The following is a 21,499-nucleotide window of genomic DNA, read 5'->3' as shown; positions in this document are numbered from 1 at the left end:
GGGCGCCCGGTGGCCGGATGGGCCAGCCAGCGATGCCCGCAACGATCAAAGTCAGGAGATTAGTAAAAATGGGCAAAATCATCGGCATCGACCTCGGCACCACCAACTCGTGCGTGGCGCTGATGGAAGGCAACCAGGTCAAGGTGATCGAGAACTCGGAAGGTGCTCGTACCACGCCGTCGATCATCGCCTATATGGACGACAACGAAGTGCTCGTCGGCGCACCGGCGAAGCGTCAGTCGGTCACCAACCCGAAGAACACGCTGTACGCGGTCAAGCGCCTGATCGGCCGCCGCTTCGAAGAAAAGGAAGTGCAGAAGGACATCGGCCTGATGCCCTACAAGATCGTCAAGCACGATAACGGCGACGCGTGGGTCGAAGCGCACGGGCAAAAACTCGCACCGTCGCAGGTGTCTGCCGAAGTCCTGCGCAAGATGAAGAAGACGGCTGAAGACTACCTCGGCGAGCCGGTCACGGAAGCTGTGATCACGGTGCCGGCGTACTTCAACGACAGCCAGCGCCAGGCCACGAAGGACGCGGGCCGCATCGCCGGTCTGGAAGTCAAGCGGATCATCAACGAACCGACGGCGGCTGCGCTCGCATTCGGCCTGGACAAGGCCGAAAAGGGTGACCGCAAGATCGCGGTGTTCGACCTGGGCGGCGGCACGTTCGACATTTCGATCATCGAAATCGCGGACGTGGACGGCGAGATGCAGTTCGAAGTGCTGTCGACGAACGGCGACACGTTCCTCGGCGGTGAAGACTTCGACCAGCGCATCATCGACTACATCATCGGCGAGTTCAAGAAAGAGCAGGGCGTCGATCTGTCGAAGGACGTGCTCGCGCTGCAACGCCTGAAGGAAGCCGCTGAAAAGGCGAAGATCGAACTGTCGTCGGGTCAGCAGACGGAAATCAACCTGCCGTACATCACGGCGGACGCGTCGGGTCCGAAGCACCTGAACCTGAAGATCACGCGCGCCAAGCTGGAAGCGCTGGTCGAAGACCTGATCGAGCGCACGATCGAACCGTGCCGCATCGCGATCAAGGACGCAGGCGTGAAGGTCGGCGAAATCGACGACGTGATTCTCGTCGGCGGCCAGACGCGCATGCCGAAGGTGCAGGAAAAGGTGAAGGAGTTCTTCGGCAAGGAACCGCGCCGTGACGTGAACCCGGACGAAGCCGTCGCTGTCGGCGCGGCGATCCAGGGCCAGGTGCTGTCGGGTGACCGCAAGGACGTGTTGCTGCTGGACGTGACGCCGCTGTCGCTGGGCATCGAAACGCTCGGCGGCGTGATGACGAAGATGATCAACAAGAACACCACGATCCCGACGAAGCACGCTCAGGTGTATTCGACGGCGGACGACAACCAGTCGGCCGTGACGATCAAGGTGTTCCAGGGCGAGCGCGAAATGGCGGCGGGCAACAAGCTGCTGGGCGAGTTCAACCTGGAAGGCATTCCGCCCGCACCGCGCGGCGTGCCGCAGATCGAAGTGACCTTCGACATCGACGCGAACGGCATTCTGCACGTCGGCGCGAAGGATAAGGCGACGGGCAAGGAAAACCGCATCACGATCAAGGCGAACTCGGGTCTGTCCGAGGCCGAAATCCAGAAGATGGTGAAGGACGCGGAAGCGAACGCGGAAGAAGATCACAAGCTGCGTGAACTGGCGGATGCCCGCAACCAGGGCGACGCGCTGGTCCACAGCACGAAGAAGGCGCTCACCGAGTACGGCGACAAGCTGGACGCGGGCGAGAAGGAAAAGATCGAAGCCGCGCTGAAGGATCTCGAAGAGACGCTGAAGAGCGGCTCGAGCGACAAGGCTGCGATCGAGGCGAAGATCGAGACGGTTGCAACGGCGTCGCAGAAGCTCGGCGAAAAGATGTACGCCGACATGCAGGCGCAAGGTGCAGCAGGCGCCGCGGGTGCAGGCGGTGCGGCCGGTGCGGAAGCATCGGGTGGCGCGAGCCAGCAGCAGGCCGACGACGTCGTCGACGCCGAGTTCAAGGAAGTGAAGAAGGACTAAGCCGGGTTGCTCTTTAACCGCAAGGCTGCGCATGGCGATATGCGCAGCCCGGCTGCAAAAGGTTGGCGCCTGACATAAGTCTGGGGCGTTTGACCGGATCACGCGCCTGGCGAGCCTTTTAGGCTCTCCGGGCACATTTGTTTTATGGAGGGCGCGGCTTTTGACCCGTAATTATGGTCGGGGCCCAAGCCTTACGAGTCGCGAGACTCCAGCATTCAAGAGGAGCCGCCGCGCCGCATTGCGCGGATGGCGCTGAACCGATATGGCGAAACGGGATTACTACGACGTTCTGGGCCTCGCAAAGAACGCGAGCGACGACGAAATCAAGAAGGCTTATCGCAAGCTCGCGATGAAGTACCACCCCGACCGCAATCCGGGCAACAAGGATACGGAAGAGCATTTCAAAGAGGTGAAGGAAGCCTATGAAATGCTGTCGGACTCGCAAAAGCGCGCGGCCTACGACCAGTACGGCCACGCGGGCGTCGATCCGAACATGGCGGGTGCGGGCGCTCAGGGTTTCGGCGGTTTTGCCGACGCATTCGGCGATATTTTCGGCGACATCTTCGGCCAGGCGGCGGGCGGTGGACGCGGCGGCCGCAGCGGTCCGCAGGTGTATCGCGGCGCCGACCTGCGCTACAGCATGGAAATCACGCTCGAACAGGCCGCGCACGGTTACGATACCCAGATCCGCGTGCCGAGCTGGGTGTCGTGTGAAGTCTGCCATGGCTCGGGCGCGAAGCCGGGTACGAAGCCGGAGACGTGCCCGACCTGTAACGGCGCGGGCGCGGTGCGGATGTCGCAGGGCTTCTTCAGCATCCAGCAGACGTGTCCGAAGTGCCACGGGACGGGCACCCACATTCCCGAGCCTTGCACGCATTGCCACGGCGCAGGCAAGACGAAGGAAACCAAGACGCTGGAAGTGAAGATTCCGGCAGGCATCGACGACGGCATGCGCATCCGTTCGGCGGGCAATGGCGAGCCGGGCATCAACGGCGGTCCGTCGGGAGACCTGTACGTCGAGATTCACATCAAGGCGCACCCGGTGTTCGAGCGCGACGGCGACGACCTGCATTGCCAGATGCCGATCCCGTTCACGAAGGCGGCACTGGGCGGCGAGATCGAAGTGCCGACGCTCGCAGGGCGTGCGAGCTTCACCGTGCCGGAAGGCACGCAGTCGGGCAAGACGTTCCGTCTGCGCAGCAAGGGCATCAAGGGTCTGCGCTCGAGCATCGCTGGCGATCTCTACGTGCATGTGCAGGTGGAAACGCCCGTCAAGCTCACCGAGTCGCAGCGCGAGTTGTTGCAGCAGTTCGAGAAGTCGCTGGTCGAAGGCGGCGCGCGTCACAGCCCGCAGAGCAAGAGCTGGTTCGACCGGGTCAAGAGCTTCTTCGACTAACGCGTTCCGAAGTTGGCGGTATGCATGACGTCTCACGAAACAGCGGCTCACGAAAGAGGCACCGTCTTCGCGTTGCTGGACGACTGCGACTCGACACCGGGTCGCCGGTCGAGCCGGCTCTACACCGGCTTCCGGCACGAGCGCGCCTGCACTGACGTCGCGCAACTGGATGCCGTCTGCGAGGCGGCGTCGGCCGATGTGAACAGCGGCCTTTTCGCCGTCGTGCTGGCCGACTACGAGTTCGGACAGGCTATGCATCAGAAGACGCAGCGCGCCGCTGGCACGCTGCGTTTTTTGTTGTTCGATTCTTGCCAGAAGATGTCGCGCGACGAGGTCGACACATGGCTCGCGCTGCACGACAGCGCGGCTGTCGAGCCGTCGGTGGCGGGCATCGGCGGCGTCGAGGCGAGCGTCGATGAACGCGAGTTCACGCAGGCCATCGGCGCCATTCACGACGCCTTGCGCGCCGGCGACTCTTATCAGATCAACTACACGTACCGGCTCGACTTCGACGTGTTCGGCACGCCCGCCGCGCTGTTCCGGCGGCTGCGCGCGCGGCAGTCGGTGCATTACGGCGCGCTGATCGCGTTACCGGACGGCCGTTGGGTCGTGTCCTGCTCACCGGAACTGTTCGTCGAGAAGAAGGGCGCTTCGCTGCGCACACGGCCGATGAAGGGCACCATGCCGCGCTCGGCGGATGCGGCGCAAGACCACGCAGCCGCCGATTTTCTCGCCCACGATCCAAAGAATCGCGCGGAAAACGTGATGATCGTCGACTTGCTGCGCAACGACCTGTCGCGGATTGCCGAAACGGGCACGGTGAAGACACCGGCGCTCTTTTCGATCGAGCCGTATCAGTCGTTGTGGCAGATGACATCGACTGTCACGGCGACGCTGCGCGCGCGCACCACGTTCGCCGAGGTCCTGCGCGCGCTCTTTCCATGCGGCTCGATCACGGGCGCGCCGAAGCACAAGACGATGCAACTGATCGAGCAGCTCGAATCGACGCCGCGAGGCTTGTACACGGGCGCGATCGGCTGGCTCGATGCGCAGCCGGATCTCGGCGAAACGGTCGGCCGGCAGTGCGGCGATTTTTGCCTGTCGGTGGCGATCCGCACGCTGACGCTCGGCGCGCCGACGCAGGCCGGCCGGCGACGCGGCGAAATGGGCATCGGCGCGGGTATCGTGCTCGATAGCGTCGCGCAAGACGAATACGCGGAGTGCAAATTGAAAGCGCGTTTCCTGACGGAAGCCGATCCCGGTTTCCAGCTGTTCGAAACGATGTACGCGACGCGCGAGGACGGTGTGCGCCACCTCGATCGCCATATCGCGCGGCTTGGAAACAGCGCCCGCTGGCTGGGCTTCGGTTTCGACGAAGAGGCCGTGCGCGCGAAACTCGCCGCGCAATGCGCCGCGCTGCGCGCCGACACGCCGCACCGGATGCGGCTGACGCTCGACAAGACGGGCGCGGTGGAAATCACCTCCGCGCTGCTCGTCCCGCTGACGGAGGAAGTTGTCGGCGTGCTGCTCGGTCCCGATCACGGGTTCGCGACGATGCAGGCGGCAGATCCGCTGCTGCTGCACAAGACGACGCGCCGCGCGGAATACGATCGCGGCTGGCGCGAAGCCGAAACGCACGATGCGTTCGATATGCTGTTCTTCAACGAGAAACGCGAGTTGACCGAGGGCGGACGATCAAACGTGTTCGTAAAGCTTGAAGGCCGGTGGTGGACGCCGCCGTTGTCGTCGGGCGTGTTGCCGGGCGTGATGCGGAGTGTGCTGCTCGATGATCCTGCGATGCAGGCGGGCGAGCGCGTATTGACTCGGGATGATGTGTCGAACGCAGAAGCGCTGATGCTCTGCAATGCGCTGCGCGGGGCGTTGCCGGCGCGGATTATCGGTTGATCGTTCTGGCCGGCAGATCGGAGAGGGTACGCATCAGCCGTGATGGCGATGAATCAGTCGCACGATCCACGCGGCGAGACGCTCGTGCCAGGTGACGTCGTGTTGATGAGGGTGGCTTGCGTTATCACGAATGCTCGTGACGTCGATCAGGCAAAAGGGGCTCATGGTCGTCTCTCCGTTGACGCGCGGGTCCGCGCGTTGAAAAGAGAACGAAGGTAGACGACGGGAATTGCACGCTGAATCGGACCGGTCTTAAAAGATTCGGGACGGCCGGTTCAGCTCCAGTTGGCGACTGAACCCCAACAGCAGCGGTGGTGGCGCATGTATGTATCACCACGCGCCGCCGCGCGTGTGCTCTCAGCGAGCGTGTACTCAGAACGTGTGCTCGGCACCCGGAAACGTGCCGTCCTTCACGGCACGCACATACGTTTCGACGGCAGCCGGGATGCTTGGCTGTCCCTGCATGAAATCCTTCACGAAGCGCGGACGCTTGCCGGGGAAAATACCCAGCATGTCGTGCAGCACCAGCACCTGACCCGAGCACTCGACGCCCGCACCGATGCCGATCGTCGGAATGCGCAGTTGCGTTGTGACTTCGGCGGCGAGCAGCGTCGGCATCGCTTCCATCACGAGCAGTTGCGCGCCCGCGTCCTGCATCGCGCGCGAATCGCGCAGCAGCTGGCTCGCGCCCGCTTCCGTCTTGCCTTGCACCTTGAAGCCGCCGAACGCGTGCACCGATTGCGGCGTGAGCCCGACATGCGCGCACACGGGCACCGCGCGTTCGACGAGAAAGCGCACCGTATCCGCGAGCCACGCGCCGCCTTCGAGCTTCACCATCTGCGCGCCCGCCTGCATCAGCTTGACGGCGCTCGCGAACGCATCGGTGGGCGTGCCGTACGTGCCGAACGGCATGTCGGCGACGATCAACGCGGACGGCTGCGCGCGCGCGACGCACGCCGTGTGATAAGCGATGTCATCGAGCGTGACGGGCAGCGTCGTCGTTTGTCCTTGCAGCACGTTGCCGAGCGAATCGCCGATCAGCAGCACGTCGACGCCCGCGCGGTCGAGCAGTGCCGCGAAGCTCGCGTCGTAGCACGTGAGCATGGCGATCTTCTCGCCGGCCTCGCGCATCGCCTGCAGTTTCGGGACCGTGACGGCGCTGCGGCTCGTCTCCTGCAAATAGGTCATGGGATGTCCGTTGGGAATGCGGCAGCGCGCTACAGCCAGACGCTATAGCGCGGAGCCTTTGACAAAGAATTCCTTGCGCCCGCGCATCGTTTCGACACGCTCGACGAGCAAAGCAAGGTCCGCGTCGGAATCGAGCGGATTCAGGTGTTCGGCGTTGACGGTGAGAACCGGCGCGCCGTCATAGTGATAGAAGAACTCGTTGTACGCGTCGCACAGCGAGCGCAGGTACGCATCCGAGATCTGCAGTTCCATCGGCACCGCGCGCTTCTGGATGCGCGAGAACAGCACCTCGGGGCTCGCCTGCAGATAGATGATCAGATCGGGCGATGGTCCCGGCACATCGAGCTTCGCTGCAAGCGCGCGGTACAACTGGTATTCGTCGTCCTGCAGCGTCAGACGCGCGAAGATGTCATTCTTCTGCGTCATGAAATCGGTGATGAGCGGCGTGCCTGCCGTGCGCAGCGCATCGATGTCCTGCACCTGCTGCGCACGCTGCAACGCGAAGCTCAGTTGCGCGGGCAACGCATAGTGCGATGTGTCGCGATAGAAGCGTTCGAGAAACGGATTGTCCTGCGGGCGCTCGAAGAGTTCGTGCATCGACCATCGTTGCGCGAGCCGGCGCGCGAGCGAGGTCTTGCCTACGCCGATCGGCCCTTCGATCGTCAGATAGCCATGCGGTGGACGCAGATCGGGTGCGGTGACGGTGAGCGGCGGGGCGGTCATCGGCAGCGAGTTCATCGGCAACCGCCCTTGGGGGCGTTGCCCGCTTCGCTGTCACCGGTTGTTGTCGCGCTTGTGGTTGCGTCTGTCGCCGGGTTTGCCGCTGAGATTGCCACGTTGCTCATCGGACATTGACACGCCGACTTCATCTTCTCGATCCGCTGATCCGCGACGGCCGCAAGAAACGAATCGGCGCGGCCGCGTTGCGGAATGATCAGCTTGGGTTCGATTTCGACGAGCGGCACGAGTACGAACGCGCGCTCCGTCATGCGCGGATGCGGCACGATCAAATCCGGTTCGTCGATTGCGTGTTCGCCGTAAAGCAGGATGTCGAGATCGAGCGTGCGCGGCGCGTTGCGAAAGGGGCGCTCGCGGCCGAACTGATGCTCGATCTTGTGACACAGCGCGAGCAGATGCCGCACGGGCATCGTCGTTTCGAGCTTCACGACGAGATTCAGATAGTCGTCGCCGCCCGCGTCGATCGGGGCGGTTCGATAGAAGCTCGATTTCGCGAGCACGGTGATGGTGTGCTGTTGTGCGAGGCACACCACCGCGTCTTTCAGGGTCTGGCGCGCGTCCCCGAGATTCGCGCCCAGGCCGAGATAGGCAACCGTCATGGCATAACTTCCTGCAACTTGCGTTCGACGGCGCGCGCCGGAACTGCGTCAGTCGTCACGCGGGCCGTCTTGGCTCGCATCGTTCGCTGCGCGGTTTCCTGAACCCGTGCCGCCCTCCATTCCGTCGCCCTGTTTGCTGCGGTTCCGGCTGCTGCGTCGCCGTCGTTTTCTGGGCGTCCGGTCCTTCCCGCCTTGCGCAAGCAGTGCTTCGCGCGCGGCAGCGTCTCCTTCGATGAACTCCGTCCACCACGAACCGACCGACTCATCCAGTTCGCCCGATTCGCAGCGCAACAGGAGGAAATCATACCCCGCTCTAAATCTTTGGTGTTCCAGCAGCTTCAGCGCGGTCCGGCCCGAGCGTTTTTCGAGCCGATGCTGGAGGCCCCAGATCTCGCGCATGTCCGACGAGAAGCGCTTGTGAATCGCGAGCTTTTCGGTCTGCATGTCGAGCACGTCGTCCATTGCCTGATGCAGCGCGGGCACCGGATACTCGGCGTTCGCCTCGTATTGCTGCCAGCGTTGCTGCACGTCGTGCCACAGGAGCGTCGCGAACAGAAAGCCCGGCGAGACCGGCTTGCCAGCGCGAACGCGCGCGTCGGTGTTGTTCAGCGCGAGCGTGATGAACCGCTCGCCGTGCGGCTGTTCGAGCACGACGTCGAGCAGCGGCAGCAGGCCGTGATGCAGGCCTTCCTTGCGCAGACGCTGAAGACACGCGAGCGCATGGCCCGACAACAGCAGCTTCAGCATCTCGTCGAAGAGACGCGCGGCGGGCACGTTGTTGACCAGATCGGCGAGATCCGTGATCGGCGCGCGCGTCGCTTCCTCGATTTCGAAATCGAGCTTCGCGGCGAAGCGCACGACGCGCAGCATGCGCACCGGGTCTTCGCGATAGCGCGTGGCCGGGTCGCCGATCATGCGCAAGAGGCGCGCGCGCACATCGGACATGCCGTTGTGATAGTCGAGCACCGTCTGCGTCGCGGGGTCGTAGTACATCGCGTTGACGGTGAAGTCGCGTCGCGTTGCGTCTTCGTGCTGCTCGCCCCAGACGTTGTCGCGCAGCACGCGGCCGCTCGCATCGACGGCATGCGTGCGCCGGTCCAGCTCGTCGCGCTTCAGGCGGCGCGGCGGCGCGGCGCTGATGTCGGCGTCGGCGGCCGGCGCGTCGACCAGCGCGCGGAACGTCGACGTCTCGATGATTTCCTGGCCGAACTGCACATGCACGATCTGAAAGCGCCGCCCGATGATGCGCGCGCGGCGAAAGAGCTTCTGCACCTGTTCGGGCGTGGCGTCGGTGGCGACGTCGAAGTCTTTCGGGGCGATGCCGAGCAGCAGGTCGCGCACCGCACCGCCGACGATGAACGCGCGGAAGCCCGCTCCCTGCAGGCCTTCCGTGACGCGGATCGCGTTGCGTGAAATCAGCGACGGGTCGATGCCGTGAATATCGGAAGAGATGATGACGGGCGCGTCCGGCTCGGGTACGGCTGCCGCAGCCCGCTTGCGGCGCGAGCCGCCCTTCGGTGATGCAGCGCTGCCTTTCGATGACGTGGCGGACGTGCGGCCCGTGTGTACGCGTTCATGGCCGTTGCCGTCGGGCGGATTGTCGTCGGTTTGAGTGGACGGCGCGGCCTCGTCGGCGGGGGCCGCGTCCTGTCCGAGCAGCTTGCGAATGAGTTTCTTGATCACGTGGGTTGAAAGAGTTCGAGGATGCGCCAGCCGTGCTTCTGCGCGTGAGCGCGCAACGTGTCGTCAGGATTGGTCGCGATCGGGTCGGTGACCTTTTCGAGCAGCGGGATGTCGTTGTGCGAATCGCTGTAGAAATAGCTGCGCTCGAAGTCCGACCATGTTTTGCCCAGCGACGCGAGCCACTCCTCCGTGCGCACGATCTTGCCTTCGCGGTAGCTAGGCGTGCCCTTCGGAAAGCCCGTGTAGGCCGAAGCCGGATGGCCGTCGATCGTCTCCACTTCGCACGCGATCAGCTTCTCGACGCCGAACGCTTCGGCGATGGGCGCCGTGATGAACTCGTTGGTCGCAGTGACCACGCAGCACAGATCGCCTGCGTCGCGATGCTTGCGCACCAGTTCCATCGCGGCGGGGATGATCGCGGGCTTGATCACTTCGTGCATGTACTGGTCGTGCCACGCCTTCAGCTGCTCGCGCGAATACTTCGCGAGCGGCGTCAGCATGGCGACCAGATACGCATGAATGTCTAGCTTGCCGGCCTTGTAGTCGGCATAGAAGCGGTCGTTCTCACGCGCGAAATTCTCGGCGTCGACGATGCCGAGCTTCACCATGAAGCGGCCCCATTCGTGGTCGCTGTCGGTGGGGATGAGCGTGTGATCGAGGTCGAAGAGAGCGAGGTTGGCCATGGGGGACTATTTTACTTGAAGCGGATGACGAGGCTCAGGACACGACACGGCGCGGGCTGTCGGGCACGTCGTCGCCGCTGTTGCCACTGTTGCTGCCGTTACCGGGCGAAGCGAGCATCGTGCGTAGGAGCGGCAGCGTCACCGCGCGCTTCTGTTCGAGAGAAAAACGGTCGAGCGCGTCGAGCAGTGCCATCAGGCTCGGCATGTCGCGGCGGAAATGGGTGAGCAGATAGGCGGGCACGTCGTCGGCGAGATTGATGCCGCGCTCGCGCGCCGCGTGCTTCAGCACGGCTGCCTTGCCTTCGTCGGCGAGCGGCGCGAGGTGGAACACGAGGCCCCAGCCGAGGCGCGTGCGCAGGTCCTCGCGCACTTCGAGCCCGATCGGCGCGGCATTGCCCGTCGCGACGAGCGCGCTCGTCGGATGCGCGCGCACTTCGTTGAACAGGTTGAAGAGCGCGATCTGCTGCGCGCCGGACAGACGGTCGCAATCGTCGATTGCATACAGCGCAACGGAAGGGTCGAACGCGAACGCGGCGAGGCTGCTCGGCGGGCCGGCATAGCGTGCGTGTCCCGGCGGCGCTTCGTGCACGAGCGCTTCCAGCAGATGCGTGCGGCCGCTGCCCGTCTCGCCCCACACGTAGAACGTGCGGTCCGCGACGGGTCCCGCCGCGAGCGCCGCGTCCAGTTCACGCAGGCGCGTGACCAGCTCGGCGTTGGCGCCGGCGAAGAAGTTGTCGAATGTCGATGGCGGCGGGGTGCCGAGATCGAGCGTCAATTGGCGCGACACGATAGATAAGCCGTAAGTGAGCCCCGAATAACCCGACAGGCGATCAGTTCTTGTAAAGCGAACTCGACAGATAGCTCTGCCGCAATTCGCGAAGCGCGACGGACAGGATCGCGCTCACGGGCAGCGCGAGCAGCACGCCGAAAAAGCCGAACAGCTGGCCGAACGCGAGCAGCGCGAAGATCACCGCGAGCGGATGCAGGCCGATCCGTTCGCCGACGAGTCGCGGCGTCAGAAAGAAGCTCTCGAGTATCTGGCCGATCCCGTAAACCACCGCGACGGCGCCGAAGCCGTACCAGTTGCCGAACTGCAGCAACGCGGCGACGAGCGCGAGCGCGAAGCCCGTCGCAAAGCCGATATACGGAATGAACACGGCGAGCCCCGTGAAAATACCCACGGGCAGCGCGATCTCGAAGCCGGCGATGTACAGCGAGACCGCATAGAACACCGCGAGCACGCCCATCACGAGCAACTGGCCGCGCAGGTATTGCGACAGCATGTGATCCATGTCGCGCGCGAGGTGGATCGTCTTCGCGAACCAGCGGCGCGGGATGAAGCCGCGCAGGCGCGCGAGTATCGCGTTCCAGTCGTACAGCAGGTAGAACAGCACGAGCGGCACCATCACCACATTGCCGACGACCGTGATCATCACGTTCGAACTGGTGCGGATCGACGTCCACGCATACAGCGCGACCGTCTGTGCGCTGCCTTCGAGCTGGCTCATCACCATGTCGCGGATGCTCGCGAAGTCGAGCGGATCGGCGAGTCCCAGCATAGCGAGCTTCGGCTGCAGCCAGAAGTGCAGGTGCGAGAAGAAACCGGGGACCTGCTGCTTCAACTGCGGCACTTCCTTCTGAATGACGGCGAGCACGAGCAGCACCAGCAGCGTGACGATCAGCGCGAACAGCAGCATCATCAAAAGCGCGGCGAGGCCGCGCGGCACGCGGCGGCGCGTGAGCCAGGCGACGCCCGGCTGCAGGACATAAGCGAGGATCGCGCCGAGCAGGAACGGCGTGAGAACGGGGCTCAGCAGCCAGAGGAGAATGCCCACGGCTAGCGCGATGGCAAGCCAGATGAAGGCGCGGCGCTGATACGGCGTGAGGATCGGACTGTTTTGCTGCAAAGCGGATTTCCCAGGTGTCGTGTCGTCGGAGGCGGCGTTTCAAATTCCAGCCACACGGCCGGCATCGGGTAAAATCGCATTTTACCGACCTTCGAGCTCTCCCCTCATGAATCAACCGAAATCCGCCCCGAATTCCACTGATTCGGCCCAAGGATTGTCGTATCGCGACGCAGGCGTGGACATCGACGCCGGCGACGCCCTCGTCGACGCGATCAAGCCCTTTGCCAAGAAGACGCTGCGCGACGGCGTGCTGGGCGGCATCGGCGGTTTCGGCGCGCTGTTCGAGGTGCCGAAGAAGTACAAGGAGCCCGTGCTCGTGTCGGGTACGGACGGCGTCGGCACCAAGCTGAAGCTCGCGTTCCAGTTGAACAGGCACGATACCGTCGGCCAGGACCTGGTCGCGATGAGCGTCAACGACATCCTCGTGCAAGGCGCCGAGCCGCTCTTCTTCCTCGACTATTTCGCGTGCGGCAAGCTGGACGTCGGCACGGCGGCGACCGTCGTCAAGGGCATCGCAACGGGCTGCGAGCTGGCCGGCTGCGCGCTGATCGGCGGCGAAACGGCTGAAATGCCGGGCATGTACCCCGACGGCGAATACGACCTCGCGGGCTTCGCTGTCGGCGCGGTCGAAAAGAGCAAGATCATCGACGGCAGCAAGATCGTGCCGGGCGACGTCGTGCTGGGCCTCGCGTCGAGCGGTATCCATTCGAACGGCTATTCGCTCGTGCGCAAGATCATCGAGCGCGCGCAGCCCGACCTGAACGCCGATTTCGACGGCCGCTCGCTCGCCGAAGCCCTGATGGCGCCGACGCACATCTACGTGAAGCCGCTGCTCGCGCTGATGCAGCAGCTCGAAGTGAAGGGCATGGCGCACATCACGGGCGGCGGACTGGTCGAAAACATTCCGCGCGTGCTGAAAGACGGTCTGACGGCCGAGCTCGATCACCGCGCATGGCCGCTGCCGCCGCTGTTTTCGTGGCTGCAGAAGCACGGCGGCGTCGCCGATGCGGAAATGCATCGCGTGTTCAACTGCGGCATCGGCATGGCCGTGATCGTGTCCGCCGCCGATGCGGAAAAGGCGATCGGTCTGCTGTCCGCAGCGGGCGAGCAGGTCTGGAAGATCGGCGCCGTGCGCGCGAGCAAGGAAGGCGAGGCGCAGACAGTCGTGGTCTGAAGCGCAGCGTCGCTGAAAAGGTCAGAAAGCCGCCGGGCTGCGAGGCCAGGCGGCTTTTTTCATGTGTTCGCGTCTTATTGGTCCGCGCCCGACGTCACACGCTCGATGGCGTGCAACGCTTGCGCCGTCGCATCGCCCGCGCAGCAGTCGATCACGATCCGCTCCGGCATCGCGCGCAGCCACGTCAGCTGGCGCTTGCACAACTGGCGCGTCGCGAAGATGCCTTTGTCGCGCATGGTGTCGTAATCGGTTTCGCCGTCCAGGTATTCCCACGCTTGCCGATATCCGACGCAGCGCATCGACGGCAAGCCCGGATGCAAATCGCCGCGCGCACGCAACGCCCTCACTTCGTCGATGAAACCGTTCGCGAGCATCGCGTCGAAGCGCTGCGCAATGCGTGCGTGCAGCACGCTGCGATCGGACGGCTCCAGCGCGATGGGGACGAAACGATAGCGGCGCGCGGCGTCGTCGTCGCGAGCGGGCGCGGCGAACAGCGCCGACATCGGCTGGCCCGTCAGCATGAACACTTCGAGCGCGCGCTGGATGCGCTGCGAATCGTTCGGCGCGAGACGCGCTGCCGTGACGGGATCGACGTCGGCGAGGCGTGCGTGCAGCGCGGGCCAGCCTTCGCGCACGGCGTCGGCGTCGAGCGTCGCTCGCACGTCGGGATCGGCGGCGGGCAAATCGTTCAGACCCTGCGTCAACGCCTTGTAGTACAGCATCGTGCCGCCGACCAGCAGCGGCACGTTACCCCGCGCGACGATCTCGCCGACGAGGCGCAACGCATCGGCGCGAAAATCGGCTGCCGAGTACGCGTCGATGGGATCGACGATATCGATCAGATGATGAGGCGTGACGGCGCGCTCTTCCGGCGACGGCTTCGCGGTGCCAATGTCCATCTCACGATAGACGAGCGCCGAATCGACGCTGACGATCTCGACGGGAGCGCGCGCGGCGAACGCGAGCGCGGCGGCCGTCTTGCCGGAGGCGGTCGGGCCGAGCAGACAGGCGACGGGCTGCGCTTTTTGCTGCGCTTCGTGCTGCATTTCGTGCTGCGTCATGACAGGCGTGAGCGGAATGGGACAGCGGAGCCGGTCACTGTCCGCGCATGAAGAGGCGGTCCAGATCGGCGAGCGTCAGCTGATACCACGTCGGACGTCCGTGATTGCACTGATCGGCGCGTTCGGTCGCTTCCATCTGGCGCAGCAGCGCGTTCATCTCGTCGAGCGTCAGACGCCGGTTCGCGCGCACCGCGTGATGGCACGCGAGCGTGCCGAGCAGTTCGTGCTGGCGCTCGGTCAGCACGCGCGAGCCGCCGTACGCATGCAGGTCGGACAGCACCGCGCGCGCGAGCGCTTGCAGGTCGGCATCCTTCAGGAGCGCGGGCACGGCGCGAATCGCGATGCTCGTCGGCGACAGCACGGCGAGATCGAAGCCGAGCGCATCGAGCGTCTCGCGCTCTTCTTCGACGACGCCGATTTCAACGCCATCGGCCGTCATCGACAACGGGATCAGCAACGGCTGCACCGCAATCGTCCTGTCGGCGAGCGCGTTCTTGAACTGCTCGTAGAGGATGCGCTCATGGGCCGCGTGCATATCGACGATCACGAGGCCGCGCGCGTTCTGCGCGAGCACATAGATGCCGTGGATCTGGCCGAGCGCGAAGCCGAGCGGCTGCTCGTCATTCGCGTCGAAAGTTTGCGGCGCGCCGGACGGTTGCTGCTGTGGCGCGAAGCTCGAAGGCGAGGGCGCACGGCCATAGTCGGCCGGGCCGTGACTGTCACGGTCGTCCGCGTCGCGCAGTTCGAGCGCCGTCGTGCCTTGCGCGGTGCCCGCGCCGATGTCCTTGCGCCCGAACAGCGCATCGTAGAGCGCGAGCGGCTGCGCGACGGGCAGCGTGCCTTGCGTCATGCGCGCCTGGCGCAGCCACGTGTTGCCGGGCTGCGAGCTGCCGCCGTTGCTGACCTTGAAGCCGCCGCCCAGCGGCGTCGAGCCGAACGAAGACGGTGTCGCTGCAGGCGTCGCGGACGGCATCGGTTCGATGTGCGCGGCGTGGCCGCCCGACGTCGTTTCCGGCGACGCGCCCGCATGTCGCGCGAGCGCGCGCTGCACTGCATGGAATACGAACTGGTGAATCGAGCGCGAATCGCGAAAGCGCACTTCGATCTTTGACGGATGCACGTTCACATCGACGGCCTCGGGCGGCAGATCGAGGAACAGCACATACGACGGAAAGCGGTCGCCATGCAGCACGTCTTCATACGCGGCGCGTACCGCGTGCGTGAGCAGCTTGTCGCGCACGAAGCGGCCGTTGACGAAGAAATACTGCTGATCGGCACGCCCGCGACTCGCCGTCGGCAGACCGGCGCAGCCGTACACGGCGAGCGGTCCCGCCGATTCGTCCAGCGGCAGATGCGCGGTCGCGAACGTCTCGCCGAGAATCTTCGCGACGCGCGTCGCGGGATCGCTCGCATTCCAGTGCTCGACGGCGCGTCCGTTATGCAGCACCGAAATCGCGACGTCCGGCCGCGCGAGCGCGGCGCGACGAATCATCTCGAGGCAATGGCCGAGTTCGGTCTGCTCGCTCTTCAGGAACTTGCGGCGCGCGGGTGTGTTGAAGTACAGCTCGCGCACTTCGATCGTCGTGCCTCGCGTGCCGGCAGCGGGCGACAGCGCACCCGTCTGCGCATCGATACGCATCGCGTGCGAAGCATGCTCGGTGCGGCTCGTGATGTACATTTCCGATACCGACGCGATCGACGCGAGCGCCTCGCCGCGAAATCCGAGCGTCGCGACGGCTTCGAGTTCGGCGAGCGAGCGGATCTTGCTGGTCGCATGGCGCATCAACGCTAGCGCGAGTTCACCTTCGGGAATGCCGCAGCCGTCGTCGGTGATCGAAATGCGCTTGACGCCGCCTTCGTCGAGCAGGATGCGCAGCGTTTTGGTGCCTGCATCGAGCGCGTTTTCGAGCACTTCCTTCACGACGGATGCCGGCCGTTCGACCACTTCGCCCGCGGCGATCTGGCTGATCAGCTGGTCGGGAAGCGGTTGGATCGCGCGCAATGCACGCGGCGCGGCGGCGCTGTCGACGGCGTTCGCGGCGGGGCTCGACGCCTGGTCCGATGCCTGGTCCAAAGCGGGACCGGGTGCGGGGCTCGTCGCGGGCTTGTTGCCGTCGGGTGTTTCGGAAGATTCGGGGATCGCGGACATGGCGAAATTATAGCGATTCGTCGCAGATCGTCTGAGCGCGTGACTGAATCTGCGATTGAACGTGCGGTTGATGCGGTTGAGCGCGCAATCGAGCCGGATCGAGGCCCGCGACTTTTTTTCAAGACGTCATGGCACTTCGGTATCATGGCGCGGTCAAGTTTAGGCTCGGTTGCGAATCGTGATTTCGCTTCGCATTCCGCACGCGACGGCCGCCGCGCCCGTCATGTCAGCCATCTGCTTTTTAAAGGACGATCTTTGGACACGCTGCTGCAATTCCTCAACCTTGTCCTGCACATCGACAAGTTTCTAGGGGTCTTCATTCATCAATACGGCACGTGGGTCTACGCGGTGCTGTTCCTGATCGTGTTCTGCGAGACGGGTCTCGTTGTGCTGCCGTTTCTGCCGGGCGACTCGCTGCTTTTCATCGGCGGCGCGTTTTGCGCGACGGGCGAAATGAACATCGAACTGCTGATCGTGCTGCTGCTGGCCGCGGCTGTGCTCGGCAACACAGTCAACTATCTGATCGGCCGCGCAATCGGGCCGAAGGTGTTCAACTCGCACATTCCCGTGCTCGAACGCTTTCTCGATCGCGAGGCGCTGCGCAAGACGCACGACTTCTACGAACGCCATGGCGGCAAGACCATCGTGCTCGCGCGTTTCATCCCCGTCGTGCGGACGTTTGCGCCGTTCGTAGCGGGCGCGTCGCAGATGGGCGTCCGGCGCTTCCAGCTCTTCAATTTCGCGGGCGCGTTCTTCTGGGTGCTGCTGCTCACGCTGCTCGGCTATTTCTTCGGCAACATTCCGTTTATTCGCCAGTATCTGAATGTGATCGTGCTGGTGGGTATCGCCGCGGCGATCGTGCCCCTGGCGCTCGGCGCGCTGTGGAAGATGATGCGCGGCAAGCGCCAGCCGACGGGGTCGGCGAGCAATCATACGGGGCAGTGAGCGCGGGGGGCGCTCGACGGGATGGCCCCTCGAGCGCTTTCACGCATGAGGCGATGCAATCCCCTCGCGACAAATAAAGCGCTACGCCGTCGCGCGACGCACGAAAGGCGTTTCGGGCGTCGGATAACCCGCTTCGCGGAACGTCTCGACGATCGCGCGATTCGTATCAAAGTACACCTGCCAGTAGTTGTCGTTGTGCGTGTACGGCCGCACGCACAGCAACGGACCTTCCGGCGTGAACGACAACAGTTCGACATCGGGCGGCGGATTCTGCGAGACATTCGGAATCTTCGTCACGGCCGCGCGCAGGCGGTGCGCGGCATCGACGGGATCGACGCCGTTCGCCACCTTCGCCGTCAGCTCGACGCGCCGCACGGGTTGCGAGCTGAAATTCGAGATCACGCCGGAAAAGATCGTGTTGTTGCCGACGATGGTCAACACGTTATCGGGCGTGATGATGGTCGTGCCGAACAGACCCAGTTCCCGGACCGTGCCCGTGACGCCGCCCGCCGTCACGAAATCGCCGACCTTGAACGGCCGCAGCACCTGCATGAATACGCCCGCCGCGAAATGCGCGAGCAACCCGCCCCAGGCCGTGCCGACTGCAAGGCCGACGCCCGCGAGCAACGCGGCGAACGAGGTCGTCTGCACGCCGAACACTTGCAGAATCGCCAGCACCAGCACCAGGTTCAGGATGCCGGCGAGTATCGAGCCGAGATAGTGCGCAAGCGTCGGATCGACCTTGCTGTTGCGCGAGAGCAGCTTGCGGATCAGGCCGGTGATGAGCCCGATCACCCATCGCCCGACAATCCATAGAACGATCGCACCGAGTACCTTGGTCCCGAAGTCGATGCCTCGGGTCATCAGAAAGACGCGTACGGCTTCAATGTCCACGATTCCCTCGCTTGAGTCGGTTGCGCTTGACTGACTGCGTGCATGCTACGACGCAGAAGAACGCGGCGCGGACAGGCCGGCGAGTCCGCTGGAGGAAGCGACGCCGCGTCCATCGCTTGTGCTGCACGACGTTTTGTCTGGTACGGCGAACGGCTGGAGGAGACTGGTTGCCCGGTATGCAAGAAGCGCGGCGCAAGTCGCGCCGCCTGCAATCATCGAATGTTATAGGCGACGGCGCGCTTGTTAGCAAGACGTATTCCCGACCTTCCGGCCTGCCTACATGGGGAGTTGCGATTTGGTGTACGCCGACGTCTGGATGACGGCAGAGCCTTGCGTAGCCTGTGACGCCTTGCGGCTGCGCATGCGCGCCAGACAGATCGCGATGCCGGATGCCGTCAGATACGCGGTGAAGCGCTGCATGAAGGATTCTGTGGTGCTGAACTTGCCGTAGCGCGTCTGCGAATCGGCGAACACGAGAAAGGTCAACGCGGCATCGAACGCCAGCGCGATCGCGATGAACACGAAGAACACGAGATAGCCGTTCGCCTTCGCGCCGGGCCTCATCCCGTTGAATAGGCTGCATACCGTCAGCATGACGGCAAGGATGACCAGGTTCGAAATCAGATCGAGCAGGAAGTTGACCATGACGTTGAGATCAAAGCGTTGTATTGCGAACGCTGCTCGTCATGTGTCGTCGACGTGTTGCAACCGGCACCGCGAGTAGCCGCGGGATGATTGCACGTCTTTTCATCTCGATAAATGCAAATATACGGAGTCCGCAATAACGCGTTGGCCGCGCACGACAGGCGATGAGCCAGCGCGACCGTCTGGCAGGACGAATGCAAAAAAACGCAAGGGTCTCCGGTTGCCCGAAAACCCTTGCGTTTTCACTATGACGGCGAATCTCTCGCGAATCTCGTGCCGTCGCGCCCGCGAGCCGCGCAGCCTGTCAGCCTTTGAAAGCGCTGCGCCGATGTGCCGCGCGATAGTCGGTCGGCGAGATCGACAGGCGCTTGCGAAAGATCTTCGCGAGCCCGTCGCCGCTGCGCACGCCACAGCGGCGCGCGATGCCGTCGATTGACATGTCGGTCTCCGTGAGCAGCAGGCAACTCGCGTCGAGCCGCGCGCGCAGCAGGTATTCCGACGGCGTGAGCCCGATTTGCGACTTGAAGCGGCGCAGGAAATTGCGCTCGCTCATCTTCGCGACTTCGGCCGCCTCGGCCACCGAAATATGGCGGGTGTAGTTCTCGCGTATCCAATGCGCGGCCGTCGTGATCTTGCGGCTGATGCCTTTTTTCTCGTCGTCGTCGAGAAGCGCATCGAGGCGGCGCGACGCGCCCGACAGCGCGCGCTCCGACACGAGCCGCGCCATCGGCGTGCCGTGGTCGCGCTTGATGACCGTCAGCGCCGCGGCAATCGAACGCACGGGAGCGTCGACGTCGAGCGATGCGCCAGGCTCGGTCTGCCATTGCGGATCGTTCGGGACGGAAGCGAGCGGCTTGCCGAACGGATCGGTCGAGCCCGGCACGTTGCGCCAGCCGCGCCGCTCGAATGCGAGATCGGCGGCGGCGAGCACGCCGAGGCCTTCGTCGAGCGCCTTGACAACGCGGATTTTCGGCGCGATTGCGCGCAGCCGCCGGATCAGCCGCTCGTTCGCCTTCGCACGCGACGCGCCCGGACCGCCGACGATGAACAGCGTGTCGAAGCCGTTCAGCAGCGGCCCATTGAGGCTCTCTGTCCAGACGCGCAGCGAGCAGCTGCTGACTACACTGCCGCCCATTTCGGACAGCATCACGATCGAATACGAGGGTTCGACACCCGAACCCTCGCCGGACTGATCCGCCTGGGCTTCATTGGCGAGTCGGAATGCGTCGGCAAGCAGACACACGTCGCTTAACGGAAACCGTTCAAAAACGAGAATACCGATACGTTTGACCATGTGCCCGACGTTGACGACTGCGCTATACGAGGATGAATCCAGCCACTGATTCACCGCGTGCTCATATCGCATCGTCTGTCTCCAGTGCCGAGGACGGCGAAAGAGTAAGGTCTGTGTGCTTTGCGTCAATCATAGGCCGCCGTTTTTACCCGTTGTCGCACGGAGTCGGAAAAAAACGAGAAGTTGGCAGATCGGCTCGATATTCGCGGAATACGCTGGCGTATCGATGCTGATCAATCCACTCAACGAGGCGAGCATGCTCACCCTACGCAAGGCCGTATTTCCCGTGGCCGGATTCGGCACGCGCTTCCTTCCAGCGACGAAAGCAAGCCCGAAAGAGATGCTGCCCGTCGTCGACAAGCCGTTGATCCAATACGCGGTCGAGGAGGCGATCGCGGCGGGCATCACCGAGATGATCTTCGTCACGGGGCGCAGCAAGCGCGCGATCGAGGACCATTTCGACAAGTCGTACGAAGTCGAATGCGAGCTGCTCGCGCGCGGCAAGGTCGCGCTGCTGGAGCTGGTGCAGAACATCAAGCCGAGCCACGTCGAATGCTGCTACGTGCGCCAGCCGGAGCCGCTCGGGCTCGGCCATGCCGTGCTGTGCGCCGAAAAGCTGGTCGGCGGCGAGCCGTTCGCCGTGATGCTCGCCGACGATCTGCTCGACGGCGAGCCGCCCGTGCTGTCGCAAATGGTGCAGCTCTTCAGCCGCTATCACTGCTCGATCGTCGGCGTCGAGGAAATCGGCAAACACGAAACGCGTTCGTATGGCGTGATCGGCGGCAAGCGCTGGGACGAGCGGCTCTACAAGATGTCGGGCATCGTCGAAAAGCCCGCGCCGGAAGACGCGCCATCGAATCTCGGCGTGGTGGGACGCTACGTGCTGATGCCGTCGATCTTCGATCACCTGCGCCGCCAGCAGCCGGGCGCCGGCGGCGAGATCCAGCTGACGGACGCGATCCAGGCGCTGCTCGGCGGCGAGCAGGCGCTCGCGTACGAGTACCACGGCACGCGCTACGACTGCGGCAGCAAGCTCGGCTACCTGAAGGCGACGGTCGAATTCGCCCTGCGCCATCCCGAAGTCAAGGAACAGTTCGAAGCGTATCTGCGTGGCCGCGCGCACGTCGCGGGCGGCGCGCCGGAAGTGCTGGCGGATCTGGCGAGCAGCGTCTGATCGCGTCGGCGGTTCTGCGCATCCGGGTTCGTGTGTCCGG

General features: G+C 64.3%; 19 protein-coding genes. 6 read left to right on the top strand and 13 right to left on the bottom strand.

Annotation, left to right across the window (positions count from 1 at the left end; all coding sequences use genetic code 11):
• Positions 1 to 68: 68 nt before the first annotated feature.
• From dnaK to pabB, 3 genes are all read left to right on the top strand, one after another.
• On the top strand, positions 69 to 2,024 hold the full coding sequence (dnaK, locus tag GCT13_RS02475; protein WP_152755197.1) for a molecular chaperone DnaK: 1,956 nt from the start codon (positions 69 to 71) through the stop codon (positions 2,022 to 2,024).
• Positions 2,025 to 2,286: 262 nt separating this feature from the next.
• Positions 2,287 to 3,420: a molecular chaperone DnaJ gene (gene dnaJ / locus GCT13_RS02470; protein ID WP_152755196.1), complete on the top strand. Its 1,134-nt coding sequence runs from the start codon at positions 2,287 to 2,289 to the stop codon at positions 3,418 to 3,420.
• 24 nt (positions 3,421 to 3,444) lie between these two features.
• On the top strand, positions 3,445 to 5,325 hold the full coding sequence (gene pabB, locus GCT13_RS02465; RefSeq protein WP_152755195.1) for an aminodeoxychorismate synthase component I: 1,881 nt from the start codon (positions 3,445 to 3,447) through the stop codon (positions 5,323 to 5,325).
• A 33-nt stretch (positions 5,326 to 5,358) separates the two neighbouring features.
• Here pabB and GCT13_RS50465 read toward each other — a convergent pair whose 3' ends face one another.
• The 8 genes from GCT13_RS50465 to GCT13_RS02430 form a co-directional block, all read right to left on the bottom strand.
• Positions 5,359 to 5,490 (bottom strand): hypothetical protein, encoded by a 132-nt coding sequence (locus GCT13_RS50465; RefSeq protein ID WP_265335265.1) that lies wholly within the window; start codon positions 5,488 to 5,490, stop codon positions 5,359 to 5,361.
• Between the two features lie 207 nt (positions 5,491 to 5,697).
• The gene (gene panB / locus GCT13_RS02460; protein ID WP_152755194.1) at positions 5,698 to 6,513 is read right to left on the bottom strand and encodes a 3-methyl-2-oxobutanoate hydroxymethyltransferase; all 816 of its coding nucleotides are present in this window, start codon (positions 6,511 to 6,513) and stop codon (positions 5,698 to 5,700) included.
• Between the two features lie 42 nt (positions 6,514 to 6,555).
• Positions 6,556 to 7,236 (bottom strand): deoxynucleoside kinase, encoded by a 681-nt coding sequence (locus tag GCT13_RS02455; RefSeq protein WP_193727570.1) that lies wholly within the window; start codon positions 7,234 to 7,236, stop codon positions 6,556 to 6,558.
• Between the two features lie 11 nt (positions 7,237 to 7,247).
• Positions 7,248 to 7,850 (bottom strand): 2-amino-4-hydroxy-6-hydroxymethyldihydropteridine diphosphokinase, encoded by a 603-nt coding sequence (gene folK, locus GCT13_RS02450; RefSeq protein ID WP_152755192.1) that lies wholly within the window; start codon positions 7,848 to 7,850, stop codon positions 7,248 to 7,250.
• Positions 7,851 to 7,898: 48 nt separating this feature from the next.
• Positions 7,899 to 9,533 (bottom strand): polynucleotide adenylyltransferase PcnB, encoded by a 1,635-nt coding sequence (gene pcnB, locus GCT13_RS02445; RefSeq protein WP_321574152.1) that lies wholly within the window; start codon positions 9,531 to 9,533, stop codon positions 7,899 to 7,901.
• Positions 9,530 to 10,216: a histidinol-phosphatase gene (locus tag GCT13_RS02440; protein ID WP_152755190.1), complete on the bottom strand. Its 687-nt coding sequence runs from the start codon at positions 10,214 to 10,216 to the stop codon at positions 9,530 to 9,532. Before GCT13_RS02440 ends, pcnB begins: the two co-directional genes overlap by 4 nt.
• A gap of 34 nt (positions 10,217 to 10,250) precedes the next feature.
• A complete protein-coding gene (gene hda, locus GCT13_RS02435; protein WP_321574151.1) occupies positions 10,251 to 11,003 on the bottom strand; it encodes a DnaA regulatory inactivator Hda in 753 nt (250 codons plus the stop codon).
• 43 nt (positions 11,004 to 11,046) lie between these two features.
• Positions 11,047 to 12,123, bottom strand: coding sequence for an AI-2E family transporter (locus GCT13_RS02430; RefSeq protein WP_152755188.1), 1,077 nt, complete (start codon positions 12,121 to 12,123; stop codon positions 11,047 to 11,049).
• A 106-nt stretch (positions 12,124 to 12,229) separates the two neighbouring features.
• Here GCT13_RS02430 and purM point away from each other — a divergent pair, with 106 nt between their 5' ends.
• On the top strand, positions 12,230 to 13,297 hold the full coding sequence (gene purM, locus GCT13_RS02425; RefSeq protein WP_152755187.1) for a phosphoribosylformylglycinamidine cyclo-ligase: 1,068 nt from the start codon (positions 12,230 to 12,232) through the stop codon (positions 13,295 to 13,297).
• 74 nt (positions 13,298 to 13,371) lie between these two features.
• Here the strand turns inward: purM and miaA are convergent, their stop codons facing one another.
• Positions 13,372 to 14,343 (bottom strand): tRNA (adenosine(37)-N6)-dimethylallyltransferase MiaA, encoded by a 972-nt coding sequence (gene miaA, locus GCT13_RS02420; RefSeq protein ID WP_152755360.1) that lies wholly within the window; start codon positions 14,341 to 14,343, stop codon positions 13,372 to 13,374.
• A gap of 49 nt (positions 14,344 to 14,392) precedes the next feature.
• On the bottom strand, positions 14,393 to 16,507 hold the full coding sequence (gene mutL, locus GCT13_RS02415; protein ID WP_152755186.1) for a DNA mismatch repair endonuclease MutL: 2,115 nt from the start codon (positions 16,505 to 16,507) through the stop codon (positions 14,393 to 14,395).
• Positions 16,508 to 16,762: 255 nt separating this feature from the next.
• On the opposite strand from mutL, the gene GCT13_RS02410 reads away from it, so the two are divergent.
• Positions 16,763 to 17,452, top strand: a complete 690-nt coding sequence (locus GCT13_RS02410; RefSeq protein WP_152755185.1) for a DedA family protein — start codon at positions 16,763 to 16,765, stop codon at positions 17,450 to 17,452.
• 81 nt (positions 17,453 to 17,533) lie between these two features.
• Here the strand turns inward: GCT13_RS02410 and GCT13_RS02405 are convergent, their stop codons facing one another.
• The 3 genes from GCT13_RS02405 to GCT13_RS02395 all read right to left on the bottom strand — a co-directional run bounded on the left by GCT13_RS02405 (position 17,534) and on the right by GCT13_RS02395 (position 20,357).
• Positions 17,534 to 18,346: a mechanosensitive ion channel family protein gene (locus GCT13_RS02405; protein WP_321574150.1), complete on the bottom strand. Its 813-nt coding sequence runs from the start codon at positions 18,344 to 18,346 to the stop codon at positions 17,534 to 17,536.
• 276 nt (positions 18,347 to 18,622) lie between these two features.
• Complete coding sequence (locus tag GCT13_RS02400; RefSeq protein ID WP_152755184.1) at positions 18,623 to 18,991, bottom strand: hypothetical protein; 369 nt, start codon at positions 18,989 to 18,991, stop codon at positions 18,623 to 18,625.
• Positions 18,992 to 19,295: 304 nt separating this feature from the next.
• On the bottom strand, positions 19,296 to 20,357 hold the full coding sequence (locus GCT13_RS02395) for a GlxA family transcriptional regulator (RefSeq protein WP_152755183.1): 1,062 nt from the start codon (positions 20,355 to 20,357) through the stop codon (positions 19,296 to 19,298).
• Between the two features lie 184 nt (positions 20,358 to 20,541).
• Here GCT13_RS02395 and galU point away from each other — a divergent pair, with 184 nt between their 5' ends.
• Positions 20,542 to 21,459 (top strand): UTP--glucose-1-phosphate uridylyltransferase GalU, encoded by a 918-nt coding sequence (gene galU / locus GCT13_RS02390; RefSeq protein ID WP_152755358.1) that lies wholly within the window; start codon positions 20,542 to 20,544, stop codon positions 21,457 to 21,459.
• Positions 21,460 to 21,499: the final 40 nt, after the last annotated feature.

Source organism: Paraburkholderia franconis (genome assembly GCF_009362735.1).
Classification (GTDB): domain Bacteria; phylum Pseudomonadota; class Gammaproteobacteria; order Burkholderiales; family Burkholderiaceae; genus Paraburkholderia; species Paraburkholderia franconis.
Note: the sequence above shows the minus strand (reverse complement) of the source record. Positions and strands in the feature narration are given on the sequence as shown.